The 21,335-nt window shown below is 72.7% G+C and carries 22 protein-coding genes; 11 read left to right on the top strand and 11 right to left on the bottom strand.

Annotated features, from left to right (window positions below; genetic code table 11):
• Positions 1 to 16: 16 nt before the first annotated feature.
• From ACWGJ5_RS12800 to ACWGJ5_RS12790, 3 genes are read right to left on the bottom strand one after another with little or no spacing between them, the layout of a single operon-like run.
• Positions 17 to 370, bottom strand: a complete 354-nt coding sequence (locus ACWGJ5_RS12800; RefSeq protein ID WP_453309748.1) for a UBP-type zinc finger domain-containing protein — start codon at positions 368 to 370, stop codon at positions 17 to 19.
• Entirely contained in the window at positions 367 to 1,836 is a 1,470-nt protein-coding gene (locus ACWGJ5_RS12795; protein ID WP_453309747.1) for an ATP-binding protein, read from the bottom strand. Before ACWGJ5_RS12795 ends, ACWGJ5_RS12800 begins: the two co-directional genes overlap by 4 nt.
• 16 nt (positions 1,837 to 1,852) lie before the next feature.
• Positions 1,853 to 3,529: an FAD-dependent oxidoreductase gene (locus ACWGJ5_RS12790; protein ID WP_453309746.1), complete on the bottom strand. Its 1,677-nt coding sequence runs from the start codon at positions 3,527 to 3,529 to the stop codon at positions 1,853 to 1,855.
• Between the two features lie 211 nt (positions 3,530 to 3,740).
• Between ACWGJ5_RS12790 and ACWGJ5_RS12785 the strand changes: the two genes are divergently transcribed.
• Complete coding sequence (locus ACWGJ5_RS12785; RefSeq protein WP_453309745.1) at positions 3,741 to 4,607, top strand: universal stress protein; 867 nt, start codon at positions 3,741 to 3,743, stop codon at positions 4,605 to 4,607.
• 1 nt (position 4,608) lies between these two features.
• Here ACWGJ5_RS12785 and ACWGJ5_RS12780 read toward each other — a convergent pair whose 3' ends face one another.
• The 3 genes from ACWGJ5_RS12780 to ACWGJ5_RS12770 all read right to left on the bottom strand — a co-directional run bounded on the left by ACWGJ5_RS12780 (position 4,609) and on the right by ACWGJ5_RS12770 (position 7,330).
• Complete coding sequence (locus tag ACWGJ5_RS12780; protein WP_453309744.1) at positions 4,609 to 5,844, bottom strand: DUF4032 domain-containing protein; 1,236 nt, start codon at positions 5,842 to 5,844, stop codon at positions 4,609 to 4,611.
• Positions 5,845 to 5,875: 31 nt separating this feature from the next.
• Positions 5,876 to 6,622 carry an MBL fold metallo-hydrolase gene (locus tag ACWGJ5_RS12775; RefSeq protein WP_453309743.1) on the bottom strand — a complete coding sequence of 249 codons (747 nt, stop codon included), beginning with the start codon at positions 6,620 to 6,622 and terminating at the stop codon, positions 5,876 to 5,878.
• A gap of 78 nt (positions 6,623 to 6,700) precedes the next feature.
• The gene (locus ACWGJ5_RS12770) at positions 6,701 to 7,330 is read right to left on the bottom strand and encodes an alpha-ketoglutarate-dependent dioxygenase AlkB (RefSeq protein WP_453309742.1); all 630 of its coding nucleotides are present in this window, start codon (positions 7,328 to 7,330) and stop codon (positions 6,701 to 6,703) included.
• Positions 7,331 to 7,447: 117 nt separating this feature from the next.
• Between ACWGJ5_RS12770 and ACWGJ5_RS12765 the strand changes: the two genes are divergently transcribed.
• Positions 7,448 to 8,092 carry a TetR/AcrR family transcriptional regulator gene (locus tag ACWGJ5_RS12765; protein ID WP_453309741.1) on the top strand — a complete coding sequence of 215 codons (645 nt, stop codon included), beginning with the start codon at positions 7,448 to 7,450 and terminating at the stop codon, positions 8,090 to 8,092.
• A gap of 134 nt (positions 8,093 to 8,226) precedes the next feature.
• Positions 8,227 to 9,900: an FAD-binding dehydrogenase gene (locus tag ACWGJ5_RS12760; RefSeq protein WP_453309862.1), complete on the top strand. Its 1,674-nt coding sequence runs from the start codon at positions 8,227 to 8,229 to the stop codon at positions 9,898 to 9,900.
• 2 nt (positions 9,901 to 9,902) lie between these two features.
• Here ACWGJ5_RS12760 and ACWGJ5_RS12755 read toward each other — a convergent pair whose 3' ends face one another.
• Complete coding sequence (locus ACWGJ5_RS12755; RefSeq protein ID WP_453309740.1) at positions 9,903 to 10,250, bottom strand: DUF488 domain-containing protein; 348 nt, start codon at positions 10,248 to 10,250, stop codon at positions 9,903 to 9,905.
• Positions 10,251 to 10,420: 170 nt separating this feature from the next.
• Here ACWGJ5_RS12755 and ACWGJ5_RS12750 point away from each other — a divergent pair, with 170 nt between their 5' ends.
• The 5 genes from ACWGJ5_RS12750 to ACWGJ5_RS12730 all read left to right on the top strand — a co-directional run bounded on the left by ACWGJ5_RS12750 (position 10,421) and on the right by ACWGJ5_RS12730 (position 16,140).
• The gene (locus tag ACWGJ5_RS12750) at positions 10,421 to 11,848 is read left to right on the top strand and encodes a M1 family metallopeptidase (RefSeq protein WP_453309739.1); all 1,428 of its coding nucleotides are present in this window, start codon (positions 10,421 to 10,423) and stop codon (positions 11,846 to 11,848) included.
• Positions 11,849 to 11,890: 42 nt separating this feature from the next.
• Positions 11,891 to 12,625, top strand: coding sequence for a L,D-transpeptidase family protein (locus ACWGJ5_RS12745; RefSeq protein WP_453309738.1), 735 nt, complete (start codon positions 11,891 to 11,893; stop codon positions 12,623 to 12,625).
• Between the two features lie 20 nt (positions 12,626 to 12,645).
• The gene (locus ACWGJ5_RS12740) at positions 12,646 to 13,350 is read left to right on the top strand and encodes a response regulator transcription factor (protein ID WP_228626166.1); all 705 of its coding nucleotides are present in this window, start codon (positions 12,646 to 12,648) and stop codon (positions 13,348 to 13,350) included.
• A 434-nt stretch (positions 13,351 to 13,784) separates the two neighbouring features.
• The gene (locus tag ACWGJ5_RS12735) at positions 13,785 to 15,620 is read left to right on the top strand and encodes a sensor histidine kinase (RefSeq protein WP_453309861.1); all 1,836 of its coding nucleotides are present in this window, start codon (positions 13,785 to 13,787) and stop codon (positions 15,618 to 15,620) included.
• Positions 15,621 to 15,690: 70 nt separating this feature from the next.
• On the top strand, positions 15,691 to 16,140 hold the full coding sequence (locus ACWGJ5_RS12730) for a DUF6098 family protein (RefSeq protein ID WP_453309737.1): 450 nt from the start codon (positions 15,691 to 15,693) through the stop codon (positions 16,138 to 16,140).
• 23 nt (positions 16,141 to 16,163) lie between these two features.
• Here ACWGJ5_RS12730 and ACWGJ5_RS12725 read toward each other — a convergent pair whose 3' ends face one another.
• Together ACWGJ5_RS12725 and ACWGJ5_RS12720 are read right to left on the bottom strand one after the other, a co-directional pair.
• Entirely contained in the window at positions 16,164 to 16,415 is a 252-nt protein-coding gene (locus ACWGJ5_RS12725) for a WhiB family transcriptional regulator (protein ID WP_453309736.1), read from the bottom strand.
• Positions 16,416 to 16,771: 356 nt separating this feature from the next.
• The gene (locus ACWGJ5_RS12720; protein WP_453309735.1) at positions 16,772 to 17,659 is read right to left on the bottom strand and encodes a LysR family transcriptional regulator ArgP; all 888 of its coding nucleotides are present in this window, start codon (positions 17,657 to 17,659) and stop codon (positions 16,772 to 16,774) included.
• 65 nt (positions 17,660 to 17,724) lie between these two features.
• On the opposite strand from ACWGJ5_RS12720, the gene ACWGJ5_RS12715 reads away from it, so the two are divergent.
• Both ACWGJ5_RS12715 and ACWGJ5_RS12710 read left to right on the top strand, forming a co-directional pair.
• A complete protein-coding gene (locus ACWGJ5_RS12715; RefSeq protein WP_453309734.1) occupies positions 17,725 to 18,342 on the top strand; it encodes a LysE/ArgO family amino acid transporter in 618 nt (205 codons plus the stop codon).
• A 96-nt stretch (positions 18,343 to 18,438) separates the two neighbouring features.
• Positions 18,439 to 19,737, top strand: a complete 1,299-nt coding sequence (locus ACWGJ5_RS12710; protein WP_453309733.1) for an MFS transporter — start codon at positions 18,439 to 18,441, stop codon at positions 19,735 to 19,737.
• A gap of 1 nt (position 19,738) precedes the next feature.
• Here ACWGJ5_RS12710 and ACWGJ5_RS12705 read toward each other — a convergent pair whose 3' ends face one another.
• Both ACWGJ5_RS12705 and ACWGJ5_RS12700 read right to left on the bottom strand, forming a co-directional pair.
• Positions 19,739 to 20,197 (bottom strand): cyclic nucleotide-binding domain-containing protein, encoded by a 459-nt coding sequence (locus ACWGJ5_RS12705; RefSeq protein ID WP_228626183.1) that lies wholly within the window; start codon positions 20,195 to 20,197, stop codon positions 19,739 to 19,741.
• A gap of 281 nt (positions 20,198 to 20,478) precedes the next feature.
• The gene (locus ACWGJ5_RS12700) at positions 20,479 to 20,721 is read right to left on the bottom strand and encodes a hypothetical protein (protein ID WP_453309732.1); all 243 of its coding nucleotides are present in this window, start codon (positions 20,719 to 20,721) and stop codon (positions 20,479 to 20,481) included.
• Positions 20,722 to 20,843: 122 nt separating this feature from the next.
• Here ACWGJ5_RS12700 and ACWGJ5_RS12695 point away from each other — a divergent pair, with 122 nt between their 5' ends.
• Entirely contained in the window at positions 20,844 to 21,269 is a 426-nt protein-coding gene (locus tag ACWGJ5_RS12695; protein ID WP_453309731.1) for an ATP-binding protein, read from the top strand.
• Positions 21,270 to 21,335 lie beyond the last annotated feature (66 nt).

Raw genomic sequence — 21,335 nt, 5'->3', positions numbered from 1 at the left:
CCGAGCCGGCAGGCGCTCAACCCCGAAGCGTCTCCGCCCAGTTCTTCGGCACCCGCCCCGCAGGGCCCGGCACCGGCTGATCGGCGGGATGACTGTCGGGCGGGGCCAGCCCCGGACCCGAGGTGAACAACTCCTCCGTGGCGTAGTCCCAGAACCACTCCTCACCCGGTTCGAAGCTCTGGATCACCGGATGGCCCGTGGCGTGGTAGTGCGCGGTGGCGTGCTTCGCGGGCGAGTCGTCGCAGCAGCCGATGTGCCCGCACTGGGCGCACCGGCGCAGATGGAACCACCAGCCGCCGGCCTCCTCGCACTCCACACAGCCGGTGCCGCTGGGCGGGACGTTCCCGTCGAACCCCTCGACGCTTCTCATACGGCTTCCTCCGCTTGCTCGATGGACGTGTCCGGCACCTCGGCGGTCAACGGCAGCAGCACCTGGAAGCGGGTGTCGCCGGGCACCGACTCCACGCGCAGGCTGCCGTGGTGCTTGTTGACGACGATCCGCCAGGAGATGTCCAGGCCCAGCCCGGTGCCCTCGCCGACCGGTTTGGTGGTGAAGAACGGGTCGAAGATCCGGTCCTTGATCTCGGGCGGGACGCCGGGCCCGGTGTCCTGGAACTCCACGCGCAGCCGCTCGTGGTCGAGCACGGTCCGCACGGTCAGCGTGCCCGTGCCGCCCGCGCCGTTGATGGCGGACACCGCGTTGTCGATCAGGTTGGTCCACACCTGGTTCAGCTCCGCCGGATAGGCGGGCACCGGCGGGAGGGTGCGGTCGTACTCCTTCACGACCTCGATGCCTGCGCCGATCTTGCCGGAGAGCATCAGCAGGGTGCTGTCGAGGAGTTCGTGCACGTCCACCACGCGGTAGGGCGCCCGGTCCAGCTGCGAGTACTGCTTGGCCGCGTCGACGAGATGCGAGATGCGGGTGGTGGAGTCCTCGATCTCGTTCATCAACAGCTCGGTCTCGATGGTGTAGTTGAGCCAGCCGACCGCACCGGTGAGGATCTCCTCGTCCACGGCCGCCGCGACCTGCTCCAGCCAGTCGACGTCGAGTCCGGCCTGCACGAAGGTCGGCGCCACCTGCCAGGCCTGGGCGATGTCGTGGTCCTCCAGCCAGTCGGTGAGCAGGTCCTCGCGGTCGGCGGCCTCCAGCGGACTGAGCACCGGGGCCTTGGCGACCCGTTCGGCGGTGCGCTCCTGGATCTCGATCAGGCTCGCCAGCGCGTCACGGGAGAAGGGGCCTTCGGCGATCACGGCGAGCTTGCGCCGCATCTTCGCGACCCGTTCGCGCAGCGTGGCCGTCGCCCGTACGGCCGCCGCCGCGGGGTTGTTCAGCTCGTGCGTGAGCCCGGCCGACAGCGAGCCCAGCGCCAGCAGCCGTTCCTGCTGGCCGATCGCCGCCTGGGTGCGCTTGGACCCGAAGAACAGGCCCTCCAGCAGATGCACGGCCATCGGGAACCACTCGGTCATGACGTCGGCGAAGATGTCCGCCGGTAGCACGAAGAACCGCGTCGGCTCCGTCACCCGCATCGAGTTGTTGTAGACCTGCGGCACCCGGTCGCCGAGGTAGGCCTGCATCGCGCCCGCGTACACGCCGCGCTGCGAGGTGCGGGCGACCTCCACGTCGTCGCCGCCGACCCGGCGGGAGAGCACCACCGTGCCCTCGATCATCACGAAGAAGCAGGTGGCCGGGTCGCCTTCGGTGTACACGGGACCGGGCTCGAACAGCTCCACCCGCCCCTCGCTGCACAACCGGCCCAGTTGCTCGGGGCTCACCTTCTCGAAGAGGAACAGCGAGCCGATCTCCTTGGGGCTGCACGGCATGATCTGCCCGCTCATGACTGCTCCTGATCGTTCATGACTGTTCCAGATACCGGTGGACGAGCATCACGGCCATGGCTCCCTCGCCGACGGCGGACGCGACCCGCTTGGCGGACTCGGCACGAGCGTCACCCGCCACGAACACGCCGGGGACGCTGGTCTCCAGGTGGTACGGCGGCCGGTCCAGCTCCCAGCCGGCGGGCGCCCGCCCGTCGGCGGTCAGATCGGGCCCGGCCAGGATGAACCCGCGCTCGTCGCGCAGCACCGCGTCGCCCAGCCAGTCGGTCAGCGGGGCGGCGCCGATGAACACGAACATCCAGTGCGCGTCGACCCGTTCGCACTCCCCGGTCACGGTGTGACGCAGCGTCAGCTGCTCCAGGCGCTCCGAGCCGTGCGCCGCGTCCACGACCGTGTGCGGGCGCACCGAGATGTTCGGCGCCTCGTTGATCTGCTGGACCAGGTAGTGCGACATCGAGGCCGACAGGTCGGGGCCGCGCACCAGCAGCGTCACCGATTTCGCGCCCCGGGACAGGTACATCGCCGCCTGTCCCGCGGAGTTGGCGCCGCCGACGATGTAGATGTCCTGCCCCTGGCAGGAGGCGGCCTCGGTCAGCGCCGAGCCGTAGAACACCCCGCAGCCGGTCAGATCCATGCAGCCGGCGGCCTCCAGCCGCCGGTACTGCACGCCGGTCGCGAGGATCACGCTGTGCGCGGCGATCGCCGAGCCGTCCGCGAACCGTACGACCCGGGCGGCGCCATTGACCTCGAGTCCCGTCACCTCACGGGTGGTCAGGATCTCCGCGCCGAACTTGGCAGCCTGCCGGCGCGCCCGGTTGGTGAGCTGGGCGCCGGAGACGCCGTCGGGGAAGCCCAGGTAGTTCTCGATCCGGGAGCTCTGCCCGGCCTGCCCGCCGGTCGCCGACCGCTCCACCAGCACGGTTCTGAGCCCCTCGGAGGCCCCGTACACGGCCGCGCCGAGCCCGGCCGGCCCGCCGCCGATCACGATGAGGTCGTAGAAGTCGGCCGTCGGCGTCGTCGCCAGCCCCACCCGCGCCGCCAGCTCGGGCGCCTCCGGCTCGACCAGCGTGCCGCCGTCCGGCGTGATCACCAGCGGCAGCCGCCGCCCGTCCTGCCCGGCGGCCGCCAGCAGCCGCTGCCCCTCGGGCTCCTCCACCGAGTACCAGCGGTACGGCACCTGGTTGCGGGCGAGGAACTCGCGCACGTCCGAGGACCGCGCCGACCAGCGGTGTCCGACGACCTTGGTGCTGGGCACGGGCCGGTAGGCGCTGGTGCGCCAGGCCTGGAGCAGGTCGTCGAGCACCGGGTAGAGCTTCTCCTCCGGCGGATCCCAGGGCTTGAGCAGATAGTGATCGAGATCGACGACGTTGATCGCGTCGATGGCGGCGTTGGTGTCCGCGTACGCGGTCAGCAGCACCCGCCGCGCCCCCGGGTAGACGTCCAGCGCCTGTTCCAGGAACTCGATGCCGTTCATCTGCGGCATGCGGTAGTCGGCCAGGATCACGGCCACCAGATCGCCGCGCAGCTTCAGCTCGCGCAGCGCCTCGAGCGCGGACTCCCCGGACTCCGCGCGCACGATCCGGTACGACTCGCCGTAGCGCCGCCGCAGGTCGCGGGCGACGGCACGAGAGACCCCCGGGTCGTCGTCCACGGTCAGGATGACGGTCCGCGCTGTGTCGGCGGCCTGTGCCATACGTCTCCCACCCCGAGCGTTTGGTTCCACGGGTCGGTGTCGTGGGGACCACCGCACCGGTCCGCAGCCATCGTATGTTCGATCGGCCGGGTTCGCTTCGGATAGGGCGACGACCCTGATGGGGCCCGGCGTTGTCCGGGCGGCAGAACTCGTTGCCCGGTGCCCGATAGTGGGCACCAGCAGCACGAGGGCGGCGACGAGGAGGCCACGCATGACACGCCCGATCACGGCAGGGGTGGACGACAGTCAGGAGAGCCTGGCCGCGCTGGACTGGGCGGGCCGGGAGGCCGTACGCCGTGGACTGCCCCTGCGCGTGGTGCACGCCTGGCGGTACGCGCAGTCGCTCGCCACCGCCGACCGGGACACCCAGCACGGATGGGTGTCGGAGGGCGTGGCGGAGGCCGTGCGGGCCGTCTCCGGCCGGCACCGGGAGCTCGAGGTGAGCGTCGACGTGGTCGAGAGCGAGCCCGTGCACGCGCTGGCCCGTGCCGCGGCGGAGGCGGAGATGCTGGTGCTGGGCTCGCGGGGGCACGGGCCCGTCCTCGGGTTCCTGCTGGGCTCGGTCGGCCAGCAGGTGATCGCGGAGGCGAGCCGGCCGGTGGTCCTGGTGCGGGCCGGGGACCAGCCGGCGGCCGAGGCCGCAGGGCGGGACGTCGTCGTCGGCCAGCACGGCGACCCCGAGGACAGCGCGGACACCCTGCGGTTCGCGTTCGAGACGGCGGCGGCCCGCGGCGCGGCCGTACGGGCCGTACGGGCGTGGACCCTGCCACCGGTGTTCGCCTACAGCCCCGGCTCGCTCAGGCTCCTCGACGACGCGGGCGGCCTCGAACCCTACGAGCGGCAGGCGCTGACCGACGCGCTCAGGCCCTGGCGGGAGCGGTTCCCGGAGGTGCCCGTGGCCGAGCAGGTCGAGATGGGCAGCGCGGGCCAGGTGCTGCTGTCGGCGGCCGGCCGGGCCCAGCTGATGGTCGTCGGACGCCGGGCGCACCGTACAGCCGTGGGCGCCCGGGTCGGCTCGGTCGCGCACGGGATGCTGCACCACGCCGAGTGCCCGGTCGCCGTGGTCCCGCACGAGTGAGCTACTCGGCCTCGGCCGGCTCCAGGGTGGCCCGCGCCCTCGGCAGGACGTTCTCGATGTAGTCCTTCACCGCCGTGTCGAGGCCCATGTCGTGCTGGGCGCGCTCGGACAGGTACCAGCGGTGTTCCAGAAGTTCGTGGTAGATCTCGGCCGGGTCCATGGCACCGCGCAGCTGAAGCGGTACGGCCCGCACGGTGGGCCGGAACACGTCCCGCACCCACCGGTGGGCCAGGACCTCCGGGCGGGCGGCGAGCGGATCGCCGGGCGCGTAGTCGTCCTGGGTGGCCATCCAGCTCTCCAGGTCGTTCAGCAGCCGCCGCGCCTGGTTCTCCTCGGCGTCCAGGCCGGTCAGCCGCAGCAGCTGGCGCTGGTGGTGACCCGCGTCGACCACCTTCGGCACGAAGGTGACCGTGTCGCCGTTCGAGGAGTGCTCGATCTGCATCTCGGCCACGTCGAAGCCGAGGTCGTTCAGCCGGCGGATCCGGCGTTCGATGTAGTGGTACCTGCCCGCCGGGTACACCGAGGTGCGGGTCAGCTCCTGCCACAGGCCCTGGTACCGGGTGCAGATCTCGTGCCCGAACTCCACCGGGTCGACGGACGGGTGCAGCGCCCCGGAGGCCTCCAGGTCCAGCAGCTCGCCGCTGATGTTCACCCGGGCCAGGTCGAGGTCGTACTCCCGCTGCCCGGGGCTGAGCCGGGGGTGCAGGTCGCCCGTCTCGGCGTCGACCAGATAGGCGGCGTAGGCGCCCGCGTCCCGCCGGAAGAGGGTGTTGGACAGCGAGCAGTCGCCCCACGCGAACCCGGCCAGGTGCAGCCGCACCAGCAGCACCGCGAGGGCGTCCATCAGGCGGTGCATGGTCGCCGGGCGCATGGTCGTCTCGAACATCGAGCGGTAGGGCTGCGAGCCACGCAGATGCCGGGTGACCAGCACCGGCTCCAGCGGGGCGCCGTCGCGGTCGGTGCGGCCGGTGATCATCGCGAGCGGGTCGACCGCAGGGATGCCCAGCCGGTCCAGGTCGCGCAGCAGCTCGTACTCGCGCAGCGCGGGCCGCTGGGCCAGCTCCTTCACGGCGATCACCTCGTCACCGGCGTGCGCGTACCGCACGACGTGCCGGGAGATGCCCCTCGGCAGCGGCACGAGGTACTCCTCGGGCCACTCCTCCAGGGGCACGTCCCAGGGCAGGGCGAGCAGGAGCGCGGGGTGCTCCGGGTTCGTGGCGCTGATCTGCAAGGCCATGGCACGAACCCTAAGGCCCCGGCCGGCCGTTCTAGGAGGCCCGGTCCCGGGCCTGTTCGGCCGCCGCGCGCACCGAGCCGCGGTGCACCGGCCCGTGCCCCGGCAACAGGGTGTCGCCGTCGAGCGCGCCGATCGTCTCGAGGGAGGCCAGGACACCGGCGCGCTCGTGGTGGAAGAAGTCGAGCAGGATCTGCGGGCCCTTGACCCGTGAGGTCGCGTGCCCGGTGGCCAGGGTGTCGCCGGAGATGACGATGCCCGCCTCGGGAAGGTGGTAGACGCAGTGGCCGTCGGTGTGGCCCGGGGTGTGCACGGGCACGGGGCGGCCGGGCAGGTCCAGCGGGCCCTCCCCGGGGAACGGCTCGGGGGCGGTGACGGGGTTGTGCTCGGTGCCGCCCAGGCGGATCACATGGGCCGCCCAGGGCACGACGCCCGGCCGCCAGGCGTTGCGCACCACGTCGCCGAGGGAGGCCTGGTGCAGGAACTCCCGGCGTGCGTGGGGCACTTCGGCCGGGTGCAGGTACACGGGGGTGCCGTGGGTCGCGCGCAGGTACTCGGCCGAGCCCAGGTGGTCGTTGTGCGCGTGGGTGATCAGCACGGCGGCGACCGCCTCCGGTGAACTGCCCACTTCCGCCAGGGACGAGAGGACTCCCTCACGGTCTCCCGGATAGCCGGTGTCCACCAGGGTGACGGCGTCCCCGTCCTTGAGGATCACCCAGTTGACGTGGCTGCCGTGCACCAGATGGATGCCGTCGGCGACTTGGTGTACCTCTGCCCGCATGATCTCCCCGAGCCCTGTGCGGCTGACCGTCGGGGACAGCCAACCAGATGTGCCGGTGCTCCGCAGCGTCGGGTCGCGTCAGTGCACGCCGTGCGGACGGAACTGGATGCTGATGCGCGGCCCCGCGGCCCTGGCCGTCTTCGGCACGCAGTGTTCCCAGGTCCGCTGGCAGGAGCCGCCCATCACGATCAGGTCGCCGTGCCCGAGCGGCCGCCGCAGCGTCGTACCGCCTCCGCCCGCCGGGCGCAGCAGCAGGTCACGGGGTGTGCCGACGGACAGGATCGCGACCATCGTGTCCTCCCGGGCACCCCGCCCGATCCGGTCCCCGTGCCAGGCCACGCTGTCCCGGCCGTCGCGGTAGAAGCACAGCCCGGCGGTGGTGAACGGCTCGCCCAGTTCCCCGGCGTAGTGCCGGGACAGGGCGCCGCGTGCCTCGTCCAGCACCGGATGGGGGAGCGGGTCGTGCGCCGCGTAGAAGGCCAGCAGGCGCGGTACGGCCACCACGTTGTCGTACATCTTGCGGCGCTCCGCCCGCCACGGCACGTCCGCCGCCAGCTTCTCGAACAGGGCGTCGGCGCCGCTCAGCCAGCCCGGCAGCACGTCGATCCAGGCGCCGGCGCCCGGCTCGGTCCGGCGCAGCCCGTCGAGCGCGCCGAGCCGCAGCTCGTCGGTCTGGTCGAACAGGGAGCCCTGGAGGTGCGTAGGCATGGGTCCAGCGTACTCCTTAATCGAAAATGTGTTCCCTTTGCTTGCGGGGCGGGGCTCCCACTTTCGATACATCGGTGTATCCGATACATTCGCGTATCGAACGGGGAGGTGGCTGCCATGGAGGAGACGGCCAAGCGCGTCACCCGGCGCCGGGTCCGCACCCGGGCCAGGTTGCTTCAGGCCGCGTTCGAGGTGTTCGCGGCCAAGGGATTCGGGCGGGTCTCCATCGAGGAGGTCTGCGAGGCCGCGGGCTTCAGCCGCGGCGCCTTCTACTCGAACTTCGCCACGCTGGACGAGCTGTTCTTCGCGCTCTACCGGGAGCGCGCCGACCTGATCGCCTCCCAGGTGACCCAGGCGCTAGCCCAGGACGGGCCCGGACTCGACGTGCCGACGGCCGTGGACCGGGTCACCGAGGTGCTCCTCCTCGACGTCGACTGGCTGCTGGTCAAGACCGACTTCCTGGTGCACGCCGCCCGCGACCCGGAGACCGCCCGGGCCCTCCTCGACCACCGCGCCCGGCTCCGTGAGGCGATCTCCGACCGGCTGTTCCGGGCCCGCGGCCACACCGAACTGCCCGCCGTGCTCGGCGACGTGGACGGCGCGGCGCACGCCGTGGTAGCCGCGTACGACGGCGTCACCGTCCAGCTGCTGCTGGACAAGGACGTCGACGCCGCCCGGGCCTGGCTGGGGCAGCTGCTCACCGCCCTCCTCACGGACGGCAGCCGCACGCCGCACGACCCCGGCGGGACCACCCCCGCATGACCCCGTACGACCACCACCCCCGCATGACCCCGTACGACCACCACCCTCGCATGACCCCGTACGACCACCACCCCCGCATGACCCCGTACGACCACCACCCCCGCATGAGGACCGTCAGGAAGGACACAGTCACGATGGACGCTGACGTCATCGTCGTCGGAGCGGGCCTCGCCGGCCTGGTCGCGGCGCACGAGCTCACCAGCCGGGGCCGCCGGGTGGCCCTGGTCGACCAGGAGAACGCCGCCAACCTCGGCGGACAGGCGTTCTGGTCCTTCGGCGGGCTCTTCCTCGTCGACTCGCCCGAGCAGCGCCGCCTCGGCATCAAGGACTCCTTCGACCTCGCCTGGAGCGACTGGCAGGGCAGCGCGCGCTTCGACCGGCTCGACGACGAGGACTCCTGGGCGGTGCGCTGGGCCCGCGCCTACGTCGAGTTCGCGGCCGGCGAGAAGCGGTCCTGGCTCAAGGGGCACGGCATCGAACTGCTGCCGACCGTCGGCTGGGCCGAGCGCGGCGACCTCAGGGCGGGCGGGCACGGCAACTCGGTACCCCGCTTCCACATAGCCTGGGGCACCGGCACCGGTGTGGTCGAGCCCTTCGTCCGCCACGCCCGCCAGGCCGCCCGGGACGGGCTGCTGACCTTCTACCACCGCCACCAGGTCGACGAGCTGGTCATCGAGGACGGCACGGCACGCGGAGTGCGCGGCACCGTCCTCGCCGAGGACCGCTCGCCGCGCGGTGTCGCCTCCAGCCGCGACCGCGTCGGCGACTTCGAACTCACCGCCCAGGCGGTCGTCGTCACCTCCGGCGGCATCGGCGCCGACCACGACATCGTCCGCCGGTACTGGCCCGCGCGGCTCGGCACCCCGCCGGCCGAGATGGTCACCGGCGTCCCCGCCTACGTCGACGGCCGGATGCTCGACATCAGCGCCGAGGCCGGCGTCCGCCTGGTCAACCGCGACCGGATGTGGCACTACACCGAGGGCCTGCAGAACTGGGACCCGATCTGGCCCGGCCACGGCATCCGCATCCTGCCCGGCCCGTCCTCCATCTGGCTGGACGCCCTCGGCCGCCGCCTGCCCGACCCCTGCCTGCCGGGCTACGACACCCTCAGCACCCTCAAGTACCTGCGGACCACCGAGGACATCGCCGGATACGACCACTCCTGGTTCATTCTCACCAGGAAGATCATCGAGAAGGAGTTCGCGCTCTCCGGCTCCGAGCAGAACCCCGACATCACCGCCAAGGACCGCAAGGCCGTGCTGCGCGACCGGCTGCTCGGCAAGGGCGCGCCCGCACCGGTCAGGGCCTTCCTCGACAAGGGCGCGGACTTCGTGACCGCGGGCAACCTGGAGCAACTGGTCGGCAAGATGAACGCGCTGACCGACAAACCGCTGCTGGACGCCGGTGAGGTGCGCCGCCAGATCGAGGCCCGTGACCTGCAGATGGCCAACCCCTACAGCAAGGACTCCCAGGTCCAGGGCATCCACAACGCCCGCCGCTACATCGGGGACCGGCTCGGCCGGGTCGCCTCCCCGCACCGCATCCTCGACCCCGCCGCGGGCCCCCTCATCGGCGTCCGGCTGCACATCCTCACCCGCAAGACCCTCGGCGGCATCCAGACCGACCTCGACTCCCGCGCCCTGGCTGCCGACGGCACGCCGGTCGAGGGACTGTACGCGGCGGGCGAGGTGGCCGGCTTCGGCGGCGGCGGTGTGCACGGCTACAACGCGCTGGAGGGCACCTTCCTCGGCGGCTGCCTGTTCTCCGGGCGGGCCGCGGGCCGGCACGCCGCCCGGCACACGGGCTGACCTCAGCCCTTCAGCAGCTCCAGCAGGACCTGCGCGTGGCTCTGCTCCGGCGTCTTGGACGCGGTGAGCAGGGTCATGCGCCCGCTGCGGGCCGTCGTGCGCAGGCCGTCGAGGAGTGCGGCGGCCTCCGGAGCGTCGAGCTCCGCCTCGTAGCGGCTCCTGAACTCCTCGTACGAGCCGCCCCCGTGGAACCACTTGCGCAGCTCGGTGGACGGCGTGAGCCCCTTCGGCCACTCGTCCACCCGGGCCGCGTCCTTGGCGAGGCCGCGCGGCCACAGCCGGTCGACCAGCACGCGCAGGCCGTCGTCGGGCTCGGGCGGGTCGTAGATCCGGCGCACGCGCACGCTCACGGTCCTCACTCCTCCCTCGGCGGCGGACGGTTCCGCGAGCCTAACCCGCCGACGACCAATGCGCCGAGCGGCGATGCGGCGAGACTTGACCAGAATGAGAGGGAGACCGGACCACCGGCGCCCCTAGTCTGTCGGCCAGCCGATCACCAGCCACCCCCCGAGGAGTGCCCGTGACGCCACTTGGCAGACAGCCCGCCCGGCGCCCAACCGCCGTCCTGCGCCGCGGGGCGGTCCTCGCCACCGTCCCCGCCGCCCTCGCGGCACTCCTCGGCGCCACCGGACCGACGCCGGCGGGCACGGCCGGCGCGTCCGGCGCGGGCGACCCCTACTTCCCGCTCAGCGGCAACGGTGGCTACCACGTCCGGCACTACGGCCTGACGCTCCGTTACGACACCTCCTCCCGGCACCTCGACGGCCGCGCCGTCCTCTCCGCCTGCGCCACCCAGAACCTCAGCCGCTTCGACCTCGACCTGAAGGGGCTGAAGGTCACCGGCGTCACCGTCGACGGCACGCCCGCCGCCTTCCGGCGCGCCGGCCAGGAACTCGTCGTCACCCCGCGCCGCACCCTGCGCGCGGGCCGGGACTTCCGGGTCACCGTCACCTACGACGGCACCCCGAAGCCGGTCACCGACCCCGACGGCAGCGCGGACGGCTGGATCCCCACCGACGACGGTGCCTTCGTCGCCGGCGAGCCACAGGGGGCGATGACCTGGTTCCCGGCCAACAGCCACCCCAGGGACAAGTCGTCGTACGACATCACCGTCTCCGTCCCTGAGGGACGCACGGCCGTAGCCGGCGGCGTGCTGCTCGGACGGCGCACCGAGCACGGCCGCACGACCTTCCACTGGCGCGAGACCGAGCCGACGGCCGCCTACCTGGCCACCGTCACCATCGGAAAGTTCAAGGTCGAGCAGTTCACCACCCACGACGGCATCCGGGTGTACAACGCCGTCGACCCGCGCGAGGCGCGCGCGGCCGCACCGGTGCTGAAGAAGCTGCCGTCCGTACTCGCCTGGGAGAGCAAGCTGTTCGGGCCGTATCCGTTCCGCTCCGCCGGGTCGATCGTCGACCACGCCCCGGACGTCGGCTACGCCCTGGAGACCCAGACCCGGCCGCTCTACGACTCCGCGCCCGACCTCAGCACCCTCGTCCACGAGAACGCCCACCAGTGGTTCGGCGACTCCGTCTCCCTGACCGCCTGGAAGGACATCTGGCTCAACGAGGGCTTCGCCACCTACGCCGAGTGGCTGTACGCCGAGCAGCACGGCGGCGACAGCGCCCAGAAGACCTTCGACGCCCTCTACGCCCGCCCGGCGAACGACCACCTGTGGGCCTTCCCGCCCGGCGACCCGGGCAGCGGCCGGAACATCTTCGACACGCCCGTCTACGCCCGCGGCGCCATGACCCTCCACGCACTGCGCAAGGCCGTCGGCGACCGGGACTTCTTCCGGATCCTGCGCGCCTGGACGGCAGGCCACCGCGGCGGCCACGGTACGACGGCACAGTTCACGGGGCTGGCCGAGCGGATCTCGGGGAAGCGGCTGGACGGGCTGTTCCACACCTGGCTGTTCATGAAGGGCAAGCCGAACAGCGCCTGAATCCTGACCGGTTCCCAACAAGTGTCGGCCAGGGTCGGCACCATGATCCATCGCAGAACTGCCGTCGCCCTCCTCGCCTCCCCGCTGCTGCTCACCGGCTGCGGCGGCGGAGCCGAGGCGACCGAGCGCCGGACACCCCCCACCCGCCCGGCACCCACCGTCACCCCCGGGATACAGGCGGAGCAGGCCTCCCACGGCATACCCGGCCTCGGCCCCGTCATATCGGCGGCGGTACCCGAGCGGTGCGAGCAGGCCGTCGTCGTCGCCGGGCGCGGGAAGGACTCCCCGCTCTGTACGGTCGTCCTGCACCAACGCACCGACGCCGGCTGGCAGGCCGGCCCCGCCTGGCCCGGCGACAACGCGCTGCGCGGCTGGAGCGCCCACCACGTGCTCGGCGACCTGCGCTCCCCGCTCGGCGTCTACACCCTCTCCGACGCCGGCGGCCTGCTCCCGGACCCCGGCAGCAATCTGCCGTACCACCGCTCCGGCGGCTTCCACTCGCCCGGCACCGGCTTCGAGGGCGAACCGCTCGAGGGATGCTTCGACTACGTCATCGCCATCGACTACAACCGCAAGCCCGGCACCTCCCCGCTGGACTGGACCCGGCCGCTCGGCCCGAAACGCGGCGGCGGAGTATGGCTGCACGTCGACCACGGCGGTCCCACGCACGGCTGTGTCAGTGTCGCCAAGGCCCACATGAGGGAACTGCTGCGCACCCTCGACCCGCACCGGCATCCGGTCGTGGTCATGGGGTACGCCGACTTCCTCGCCGCCTGAGCCGCCTAGGATCCGAACCTGTGTGCGCACATGTACTGGTCGCCGAGGACGACGAGAAGCAGGCCGAACTGATCCGCCGCACCCTGCTGGCCGAGGGACACACCGCCACGGTGGTGCACGACGGCGCCGCCGCGCTGGAGGCCGCCCGCAGCCTCAGGCCCGACCTCGTCGTCCTGGACCTGATGCTCCCGGTCGTCGACGGCTTCGGCGTGTGCCGGGCACTGCGCGGCGGCGGGGACCCGGACATCCCGGTGGTCATGCTCACCGCCCGCTCCGCCGAGGACGATGTGCTGCTCGGCCTCGAACTGGGCGCCGACGACTACATGACCAAGCCGTACAGCCCGCGCGAGCTCATGGCCCGCATCCGTACGGTCCTCAGGCGCAGCGGACGCGGCCTCGGCACCCGGGACGACGACCCGGTGGTACGGGCCGCCGGGATCGGCGTCGACCCCGTACGGCACGAGGTGCGCTGCGACGGCGCGGTCGTGGACTGTACGCCCGCCGAGTTCCAGATCCTGCTGGCCATGGCCGCGGAACCGGAACGGGTGTTCACCCGGCGGCAGTTGCTGCAGTGCACCCGCGGCTTCGACCGGGCCTCCACCGAGCGGGCCGTCGACGTCCACATCATGAACCTGCGCCGCAAGATCGAGACCGACCCGCGCCGCCCGGTACGGCTGCTGACCGTGTTCGGCGTCGGCTACAAGCTGAGCGGCGCCCGTCCGTGAGGCGCGGGGGCAGCACCGGCGAGACGTGCGCCGGCCGGAGGTGGGACACGCGCGTACGGCGCGGGCGTGTGCGCGCCGGGTGGCGGCGTGCGTACCGGGGCACGTGCGCGCCGGGTGGGCGGTGCCCCTGCGATGCCGGCGGCTTCGAGACGAGATGCTGTGAGCTGTCGGCGGGTCCGGGTTGGGCGGGGGTGCCGTGGGGTGTCGGTGGGGTCCGGGGTGGCGGAGGTGTCCGTGAGTCGAGGGCGGGTCCGGGACGGGTGGAGGCGCCGTGAGCTGTCGGCGGGTCCGGGAGGGGCGGACGTACCCGTGAGGCGCCGGCGGGTTCGAGTCGGGCGGAGGCATTCGTGAGGCGCCGGCTGCTCCGGGTCCGGCCGGGCACGCCCGGGCTGCGCGGAAGGAGCGGGCAGGGCGGCGCAGGCCGGCAGGCGTCCGTGAGGCGGCGGATCCCGCTGCGCAAACGGCTTCTCGTCCGGCTGCTGTCCGTCTCCGCCCTGATCGCCGTCTGCTCGGTGGCCGCCACCGCCTGGCTCGCGGTGACCACCACCACCAGCGCCCTGAAGGAGGAACAGGGCCAGGACCTCGCGGCCGACAACAGCATCCTGGCCCGGCTCAGCGGGTACGCCGCCACCCACTCCGACTGGACGGAGGTCCGCCGCACCGTCCGGCAACTGGCCGCCGAGACCGGGCGCCGGATCGCGCTCACCACCGCCGACCGCACCCTCGTCGCCGACTCCGCGCCCCGCGGCACCCCGCTGCCGCCCCGGCCCGCCGCCACCGTCGACCCGCTGCGCACCGACACCTACAGCGAGACCGGCGCGCAGCTCAGCGGCATCGACCCGCGCGTGGTCGGCCCCTACCGGCTTCCCGCGCAGGAACGCGCGAAGCTGGACGCGCTGGCAGCCAGACGCAGGCAGTGCTACGAGCGCTACGGCCTCCAGGCCGGCATCGTCCGCACGGCGAGCGGGCGACCCGTCGTCAGACTCCCGGACGGCACCGACCCGACCGGCTACGGCGCGGCGGTCTGCGAGGACGGACTGCTCAACACGCCCACACCGACGGAACACAAGGCCCTGGCCGACCTCACCGACCTTGCCCGGCCGTGCCTGAAACAGGCCGGCCTGGACTTCGGCGGGCAGCTCTTCCTCACCTTCGACCCCAGCGGCAAGGACCCCCTCGGCGGCGGCTACCTCTTCGCCAAGTACGCCGGCGCCGGCAAGAAGGCGACGGCGCGGGCCGCCCAGCACTGCATCCTGACCGCCCGGCGCACCCAACTGGAGCCCTACGTCGCCCCGGTGGCCGACCTGTTCCTCGGCATCGGCGACCAGACCCCCTCCCGCTTCGACATGTCCCCGGCCAACAAGGCCAAGGTCATCGGCGCGGCCGGGCTGGTCCTCGCCGTCACCGTCGCCGTGACCGCCCTCGTCGCCACGCGGCTGGTACGGCCGCTGCGCGCGCTGACAGAGGCCGCCCAGCAGCCGCCCGAACTGCACGTACGGGTCCCAGTGACCACCCGGGACGAGACCGGCATCCTCGCCGAGGCCTTCAACGACCTGACGGAGCGCCGCGCCCGCCTGGAGGCCCAGCGCAAGGCGATGGTCAGCGACATCGCGCACGAACTGCGCAGCCCGCTCACCAACATCCGCGGCTGGCTGGAGGTCGTCCGCGACGGAGTCGTCGAGCCCGACCCGCCCCTGCTGGACTCGCTGCACGAGGAGGCGCTCGTCCTGCAGCGGATCATCGACGACCTGCAGGACCTCGCCGCCGCCGACGCAGGCACCCTGCGGCTGCACCGCGAACCGCTGCGCGCCGGCGATCTGCTGGACCAGGTGGCCGCCGCGCACCGGGTCGCAGCCAGAGCCGCCGGGGTCGCCCTGCGCACCGAGGCCGACGCCGCGGCCTGGCTCGACGCCGACCCGGTCCGGATGCGGCAGGCCCTCGGGAACCTGGTCTCCAACGCGCTGCGGCACACCCCGGCCGACGGCACGGTCACGCTCGCCGCCCGCCGGGACGGCGCCGACGTCGTGCTGACCGTCACCGACACCGGCACGGGCATCGCGCCCGAGGACCTGCCGCACGTCTTCGACCGGTTCTGGCGCGCCGAGAAGTCCCGCAGCCGCCGCACCGGCGGCAGCGGCCTGGGCCTGCCGATCGTGCGCCATCTGCTGGCCGCCCACGAAGGCACGGCCGAGGCGACGAGCGAGCCCGGCGCGGGCGCGGTGTTCACCCTGCGGCTGCCCGCCCGGAAGCCGCCGCGCGAGGAACCCTGAAGGGGCGGGGATTCCTGGCTCCCGCCGGGGGGTACTCCGGTCGTGCGGCGCCGTCGAGGGAGGTGTTGCCATGAGCGCATCGCAGGACCTGCCGGTCGTGTCCACGCTCGCCGAGGTGGCCCGCCTGGTGGACAGGCAGCAGGGCCTGTACGTCCGCTGGTCCCGGGGTCCGGGCGCCGACCTCGCCGAGGTCTCCAGCACCGACGACCTCACCGGCGTGGCGTTGCCCGGGCTGTCCGCCAGTCCGCTCGACATCGAAAGCTGGTGGGCGGACCGGTCGGTGGAGCTGTGGGTGGCCCGCCGCCTGTACGACTACGCGCACCTGCCGCACGACAAGGGGCCCGGCGTACGTCCCTGGGTCCTGCGCGGCCGGGAGGCCGGCCGGGGCCCCGACAACGAGCCGCTCGTGACCGATGCCGAGCCGCTCTGCTGGATCGCGGACGAGGTGATCGACGCGGCGAAGAAGGAGATGGCCCGGCAGGAGCGGGAGTGGGGGACGCTGCGCCGCGGTGGCCGCTGAGGCCCGGACCGCGGGCGCCGGGGTCAGCCGGAGCGCGGCCGGGTACGGGTGCGGCGGCTCAGTGCCCGGCGCTCCGGCTCGGTCGTCCCGCCCCAGATGCCGATGCCCTGGCCCGTGCCCAGCGCCCAGTCCAGGCACTCCTCCCGGACGGCGCACCGGCCGCAGACCGCCTTGGCCCGTTGGGTCTGTACGTGCGCCGGACCGGTGGTGCCGATGGGGAAGAACAGGTCGGGGTCCTCGTGACGGCACGCGGCGTGGTCGCGCCAGTTGTCCATGGAAGTCTCCCGGATCCGATCGAAGTCGTCCGTGCCTGTCGATTGCGTGCTGCGGGTTCGGGTGACCGGTCGGGGCGGTGTGAAACGGCGTGTGCGACAGGGGTTGGTGCGACGACCGCGATCCGGCCACGGGTGCGCGCGGGGCCTCGGGCGTGCCGCACGCGTCCAACGGGCCGGGGAACGGGGCGGACGGGCCACCGGGCCGAGGGCACCCGTACCCGACCGGGCACCGGGGGCGCGGAGTTGGGGGCGGGAACCGGCTGGGACCGGACCGCCGTCCGCCGCGCCACCGCCCGACCACCGTACTCCACAGGGCCCTTCCAGGGGCGCGAAACGGATAAAGCGTGACGTGACCGTCAGTGGCGCAGGGCCTCGGCCGCCGTCGCCGTCACCGCCTCGGCCAGTCCGGCCAGCGCGGGGGAGTCCAGCTTCCACTGCTGCCAGTACAGCGTGACGTCCATCCACTCCTCGGGCGCGAGGAGCACCAACCGGCCCTCCGTCAGCAGCGGGTGCGCCTGGACCTCCGGCACCATGCCCCAGCCGAGCCCGGCGGCGACCGCGTCCAGGAAGCCCTCCGAGGTGGGTACGAGATGTCTGAGCGGGCCGGCTGAGCCCCGGCCCAGCCGGCGTACGAAGGCGTCCTGGAAGTCGTCCTTGCGGTCGAAGACCACGACGGGCGCCTCGCACAGTGCCTCCGGCAGCGGCCGCACGCCCAGGTGGTTGGCGGTGAACTCCGGTGTGGCGACCGGCAGATACCGCATCCGGCCGAGCGGCCGGACCGTGCAGCCCGGCACCGGATCGGCGGCCGTGGTCACCGCCGCCATCACCAGCCCCTCGCGCAACAGGGCCGCCGTGTGGTCCTCGTCCTCCCGGTGCAGTTCGAAGCAGAGGCCCGCCACCCGGGTCAGTGCCGGCAGGAACCAGGTCGCCAGCGAGTCCGCGTTCACCGCCACCGACACCCGGGTCGGCTCCCCGGCGCCGCTCAGTCCGAGTTCGCCCCAGGCGTCCCGTGCCAGCCGGGCGAGCTGCCGGGCGTACCGCACCAGCACCGCGCCGGACTCCGTGGGCCGCACCGGTTTGGTGCGCTGCAGCAGCACCCGGCCGGTGCGCTGTTCGAGGGCCTTGACCCGCTGGCTGACCGCCGACGGGGTCACGTGCAGGACTGCCGCGGCGGCGTCGAAGGTGCCCTCGTCCACCACGGCGAGCAGGGTCCGCACCTGCTCCAGCGGAAGCTCTGTCATCACGAGTGCTAAGGATACGTAAGAAACTTTAGCTGTACTTGCGGGGTTGGGCTTCCTAGGTTCGAGGCATGAACCACGCCCTGACCGCCGCGGCCGCCGGATTCGGCACCGGCCTCTCCCTGATCGTCGCCATCGGCGCCCAGAACGCCTTCGTCCTGCGGCAGGGGGTGCGCCGGGACGCCGTCCTCGCCGTGGTGGGGATCTGTGCCCTGTCCGACGCGGTGCTCATCGCGCTCGGCGTCGGCGGGGTCGGGGCGGTCGTGGAGGCGTGGCCGGGCGCGGTACGGGCGGTCGGCATCGTCGGCGGTGTCTTCCTGCTCTGCTACGGCGTCCTCGCCGCCCGCCGGGTGCTGAGGCCGGGCCCGGCCGGACTGAGCACCGAGGGGCAGGCCGCGGGTTCCCGGCGCCGGGCGGTGTTCACCTGTCTGGCGATGACCTGGCTGAACCCGCACGTCTACCTGGACACCGTGTTCCTGCTCGGCTCCCTCGCCGCCGACCGGGGCGCGCTGCGCTGGACCTTCGGGCTCGGCGCCGCGCTCGCCAGTCTGTGCTGGTTCGCCGCGCTCGGCTTCGGCGCCCGGCTGCTCGGCCGACACCTCGCCCGGCCGGCGGCGTGGCGGGTGCTGGACGCCCTGGTCGCCGTCACCATGCTGGCGCTGGGGGCCACGCTCGTCGCCGGGTCCTGAAACAGACCCCTTCGGCGTGCACAGGTGTTGCTGAGATAGTTAGGCTCTCGAATCGAAAAGATGTAGCGAGCAATCTCTATCGGCAACAGGACACCCGTGGACACGAGCGAGAGCAGCACCACCGAACCGGGCGCCGCGACGGACGCGGCGGCTCCGCCCAGGCGAGGCTGGCGCCGCTGGGCGATGGACACCCGTCCGCTGGGCATCCCGGCCTACCGCCGCCTGTGGACGTCGACCATCGTCACCGCCGTCGGCAGTCAGCTCACCGCCGTGGCCGTGCCCAAGCAGATCTACGACGTCACGCACTCCTCGGCGTGGGTCGGCTACGCGAGCCTGGCCGGCCTTGTGCCCATGGTGGCGTTCGCACTGTGGGGCGGCGCGGTCGCCGACACCGTGGACCGCCGCAAGCTGCTGCTGGTCACCAACACCGGTATCGCGGTCACCTCGCTGCTGTTCTGGGCCCAGGCCGTCACGGGGACGGACTCCGTCGCCGTCCTCATGGTGCTGCTCGCGTGCCAGCAGGCGTTCTTCGGCCTCAACGCCCCGGCCCGCAACGCCTCCATCGCCCGGCTGGTCCCGGCCGAGCAGCTGCCCGCCGCCAACGCGCTCGGCTCCACGGTCATGCAGACCGGCCTGGTCGCCGGGCCGCTGCTCGCCGGTGTGCTGATCCCGGTCATCGGGCTGCCCGAGCTGTACCTCATCGACGCCGTGGCGCTGTGCGTGACCGTGTGGGCCGTCTTCCGGCTGCCCGCCCTGCCGCCGCTCGTCGAGGCCGGCGCCCGCCGGGCCGGGGTGCGCGAGATAGCCGCCGGGTTCCGGTACATCTCCCGGCACAAGGTGCTGCTGCTGTCCTTCCTCGCCGACATCGTCGCCATGGTCCTCGGCATGCCCCGCGCCCTGTTCCCGCAGCTCGCGGCGCAGACGTACCACTCCTACGGCGAGGGCGTCGCGCTCGGCGTGCTGTTCGCCGGCATCCCGGTCGGCGCGGTGCTCGGCGGCCTGTTCTCCGGGGTGTTCTCGCGGGCCCGCCGGCACGGCTGGATGGTGATCGGGGCGGTCGTCGGCTGGGGCGTGGCCATCGCCGGGTTCGGACTGAGCCGCAACCTCTGGGTGGCCCTGGCCTTCCTCGCCGCGGCCGGCGTCGCCGACATGGTCTCGATGGTGTTCCGCGGCGCGATCCTCCTGTCGGCCGCGACCGACGAGATGCGCGGCCGGATGCAGGGCGTGTTCACGGTGGTCGTCGCGGGCGGGCCGCGCCTGGCTGACGTCCTGCACGGCACGGCCGGCGCGTCCTTCGGCCCGCGCGCCGCGGTGGCCGGCGGCGGCGCCCTGGTGGTCGTGGTGATGCTGGCCCTGGCCGCCACCGTACCGGCGCTGCGCCGCTACCGGATCTGAGCTACAGCAGGCCGCCGCGTCGCTTGGTCGTGTACTGGTCCATCAGCTTGCCCCGGGTCGTCTCCAGGCGGTGGGCGAGGATCTCGGCCACCGTCCGGACCAGCGAGAGGCCGAGCAGCGGGTCCTCCACGCACAGGGCGAGCACGGAGGGGCCGTCGAACTCGTAGGCGCGTACGTCGGTGAAGGCGACCGCGCCGAAGTCCCACCGGTACGGCGGGAACAGCCAGGACCAGCCGAGCATGTCGCCCGCGCCGAGCGTGGCCACGGTGACCCGCTGCCGGGAGGTGACCTGCTGGTCCAGGTGGACCGCGCCGGAACGGATCACCCAGAACCGGTCGGCGGTGCCGCCCGCCTCGAAGATGCGCATGTCCTCGGGGAACGAGACCTCCTTGGCCAGTTCCATCAGGCGTTCGCGCTGTGCCTGGGGCAGGGCGGTCAGCAGTTTTATCGCTTTGGTCATGGCGCGGGGCTCCTCGCCGAGGCGGTCCGGGGGTGCTTTCCCTAAGCCCATTTCAGCTGCTGCCGCCCCTCCGGGCACCTCGAGGGACGCGGATTTCCGCGGAGCGTGTCCAGCCGGCCGACGGTTCCGGACAGCAAGAAGCCCTGGCTGGACGGGGGAGACCAGCCAGGGCCGTCTGCGGTGACGCGACAGAGGGAGGAAGGACGGTTCCGGTCACCTCCGGCATCACGTATGTATGAACGATAAACCATCTGGTGGCCGTTCTACCAATCAGTAGCGGGTCACGTGACCTGTTTCATACCTTCGGCCGTACTCGGCGGCCCGCCCGGACAGACGATCTCATTCAGCACCCGCGCCACCGCCTCGAACGCCCACGCCCGGACCGCCGCCTCCCGCGCCCCCTCCGGGTCCGTCGCCGTCAGGCTCTGTGCACGCTCCCGCCAGGCCCGTTCCTCCTCGGCCGCGTGTTCCCGGCCGCGCCGGATGCGCCGCAGCAATTCGTCCGCGTCCACGACATCGGTCATACCGGACTGGTACCCGCGAGACCGCGGTGATGACACGGGCACCGACGGTGTTTGACGCCTTTGAAAGAGGTGATGCGGAAATGGGGAACCCTGGTAGGCCGGGCATCGCTCAGGGAGGACGGATGCGCGACAAGCACCGGACCAACTGCTCCACGACGCTGCGGGATCCATGCCGCCGACTGCCGTGCCGACCGGCCGACGCCCGTAGAACCGTGGAGCGCGCGGTGGCCGAGCGGTGCCGGGCCCGCGCCGCCTCCTGCGGTGCGGCGGCCATGGCGGACGCCCTGCTGGTCACCTCGGAGCTCACCACCAACGCCATCCTGCACGGCGGCGGCATCACCGGCTTCGACGTCGCCGTCGACTCCGGCGCCGTACGGGTCTCGGTCAGCGACCGCAGCGACGAGCTGCCGGTGGCCGCCCCACCTGTCGACGAGCGCGGCCTCGGCGGCCGCGGCTGGCCCATCGTCTGCCGGCTGTCCCGGGACATCCGGGTCGCGCAGCTGCCCTGCGGGGGCAAGCGCATCACGGCCGTCGTGCCGCTGCACTGAAGCCGTACCGGGAAGTTCCGCCCTCTCGGTGTTTGCCTCTCGGAGCGAGGGGCAGGCGGAAACTCG

The organism is Streptomyces sp. NPDC054783 (assembly GCF_053611725.1).
Note: the sequence above shows the minus strand (reverse complement) of the source record. Positions and strands in the feature narration are given on the sequence as shown.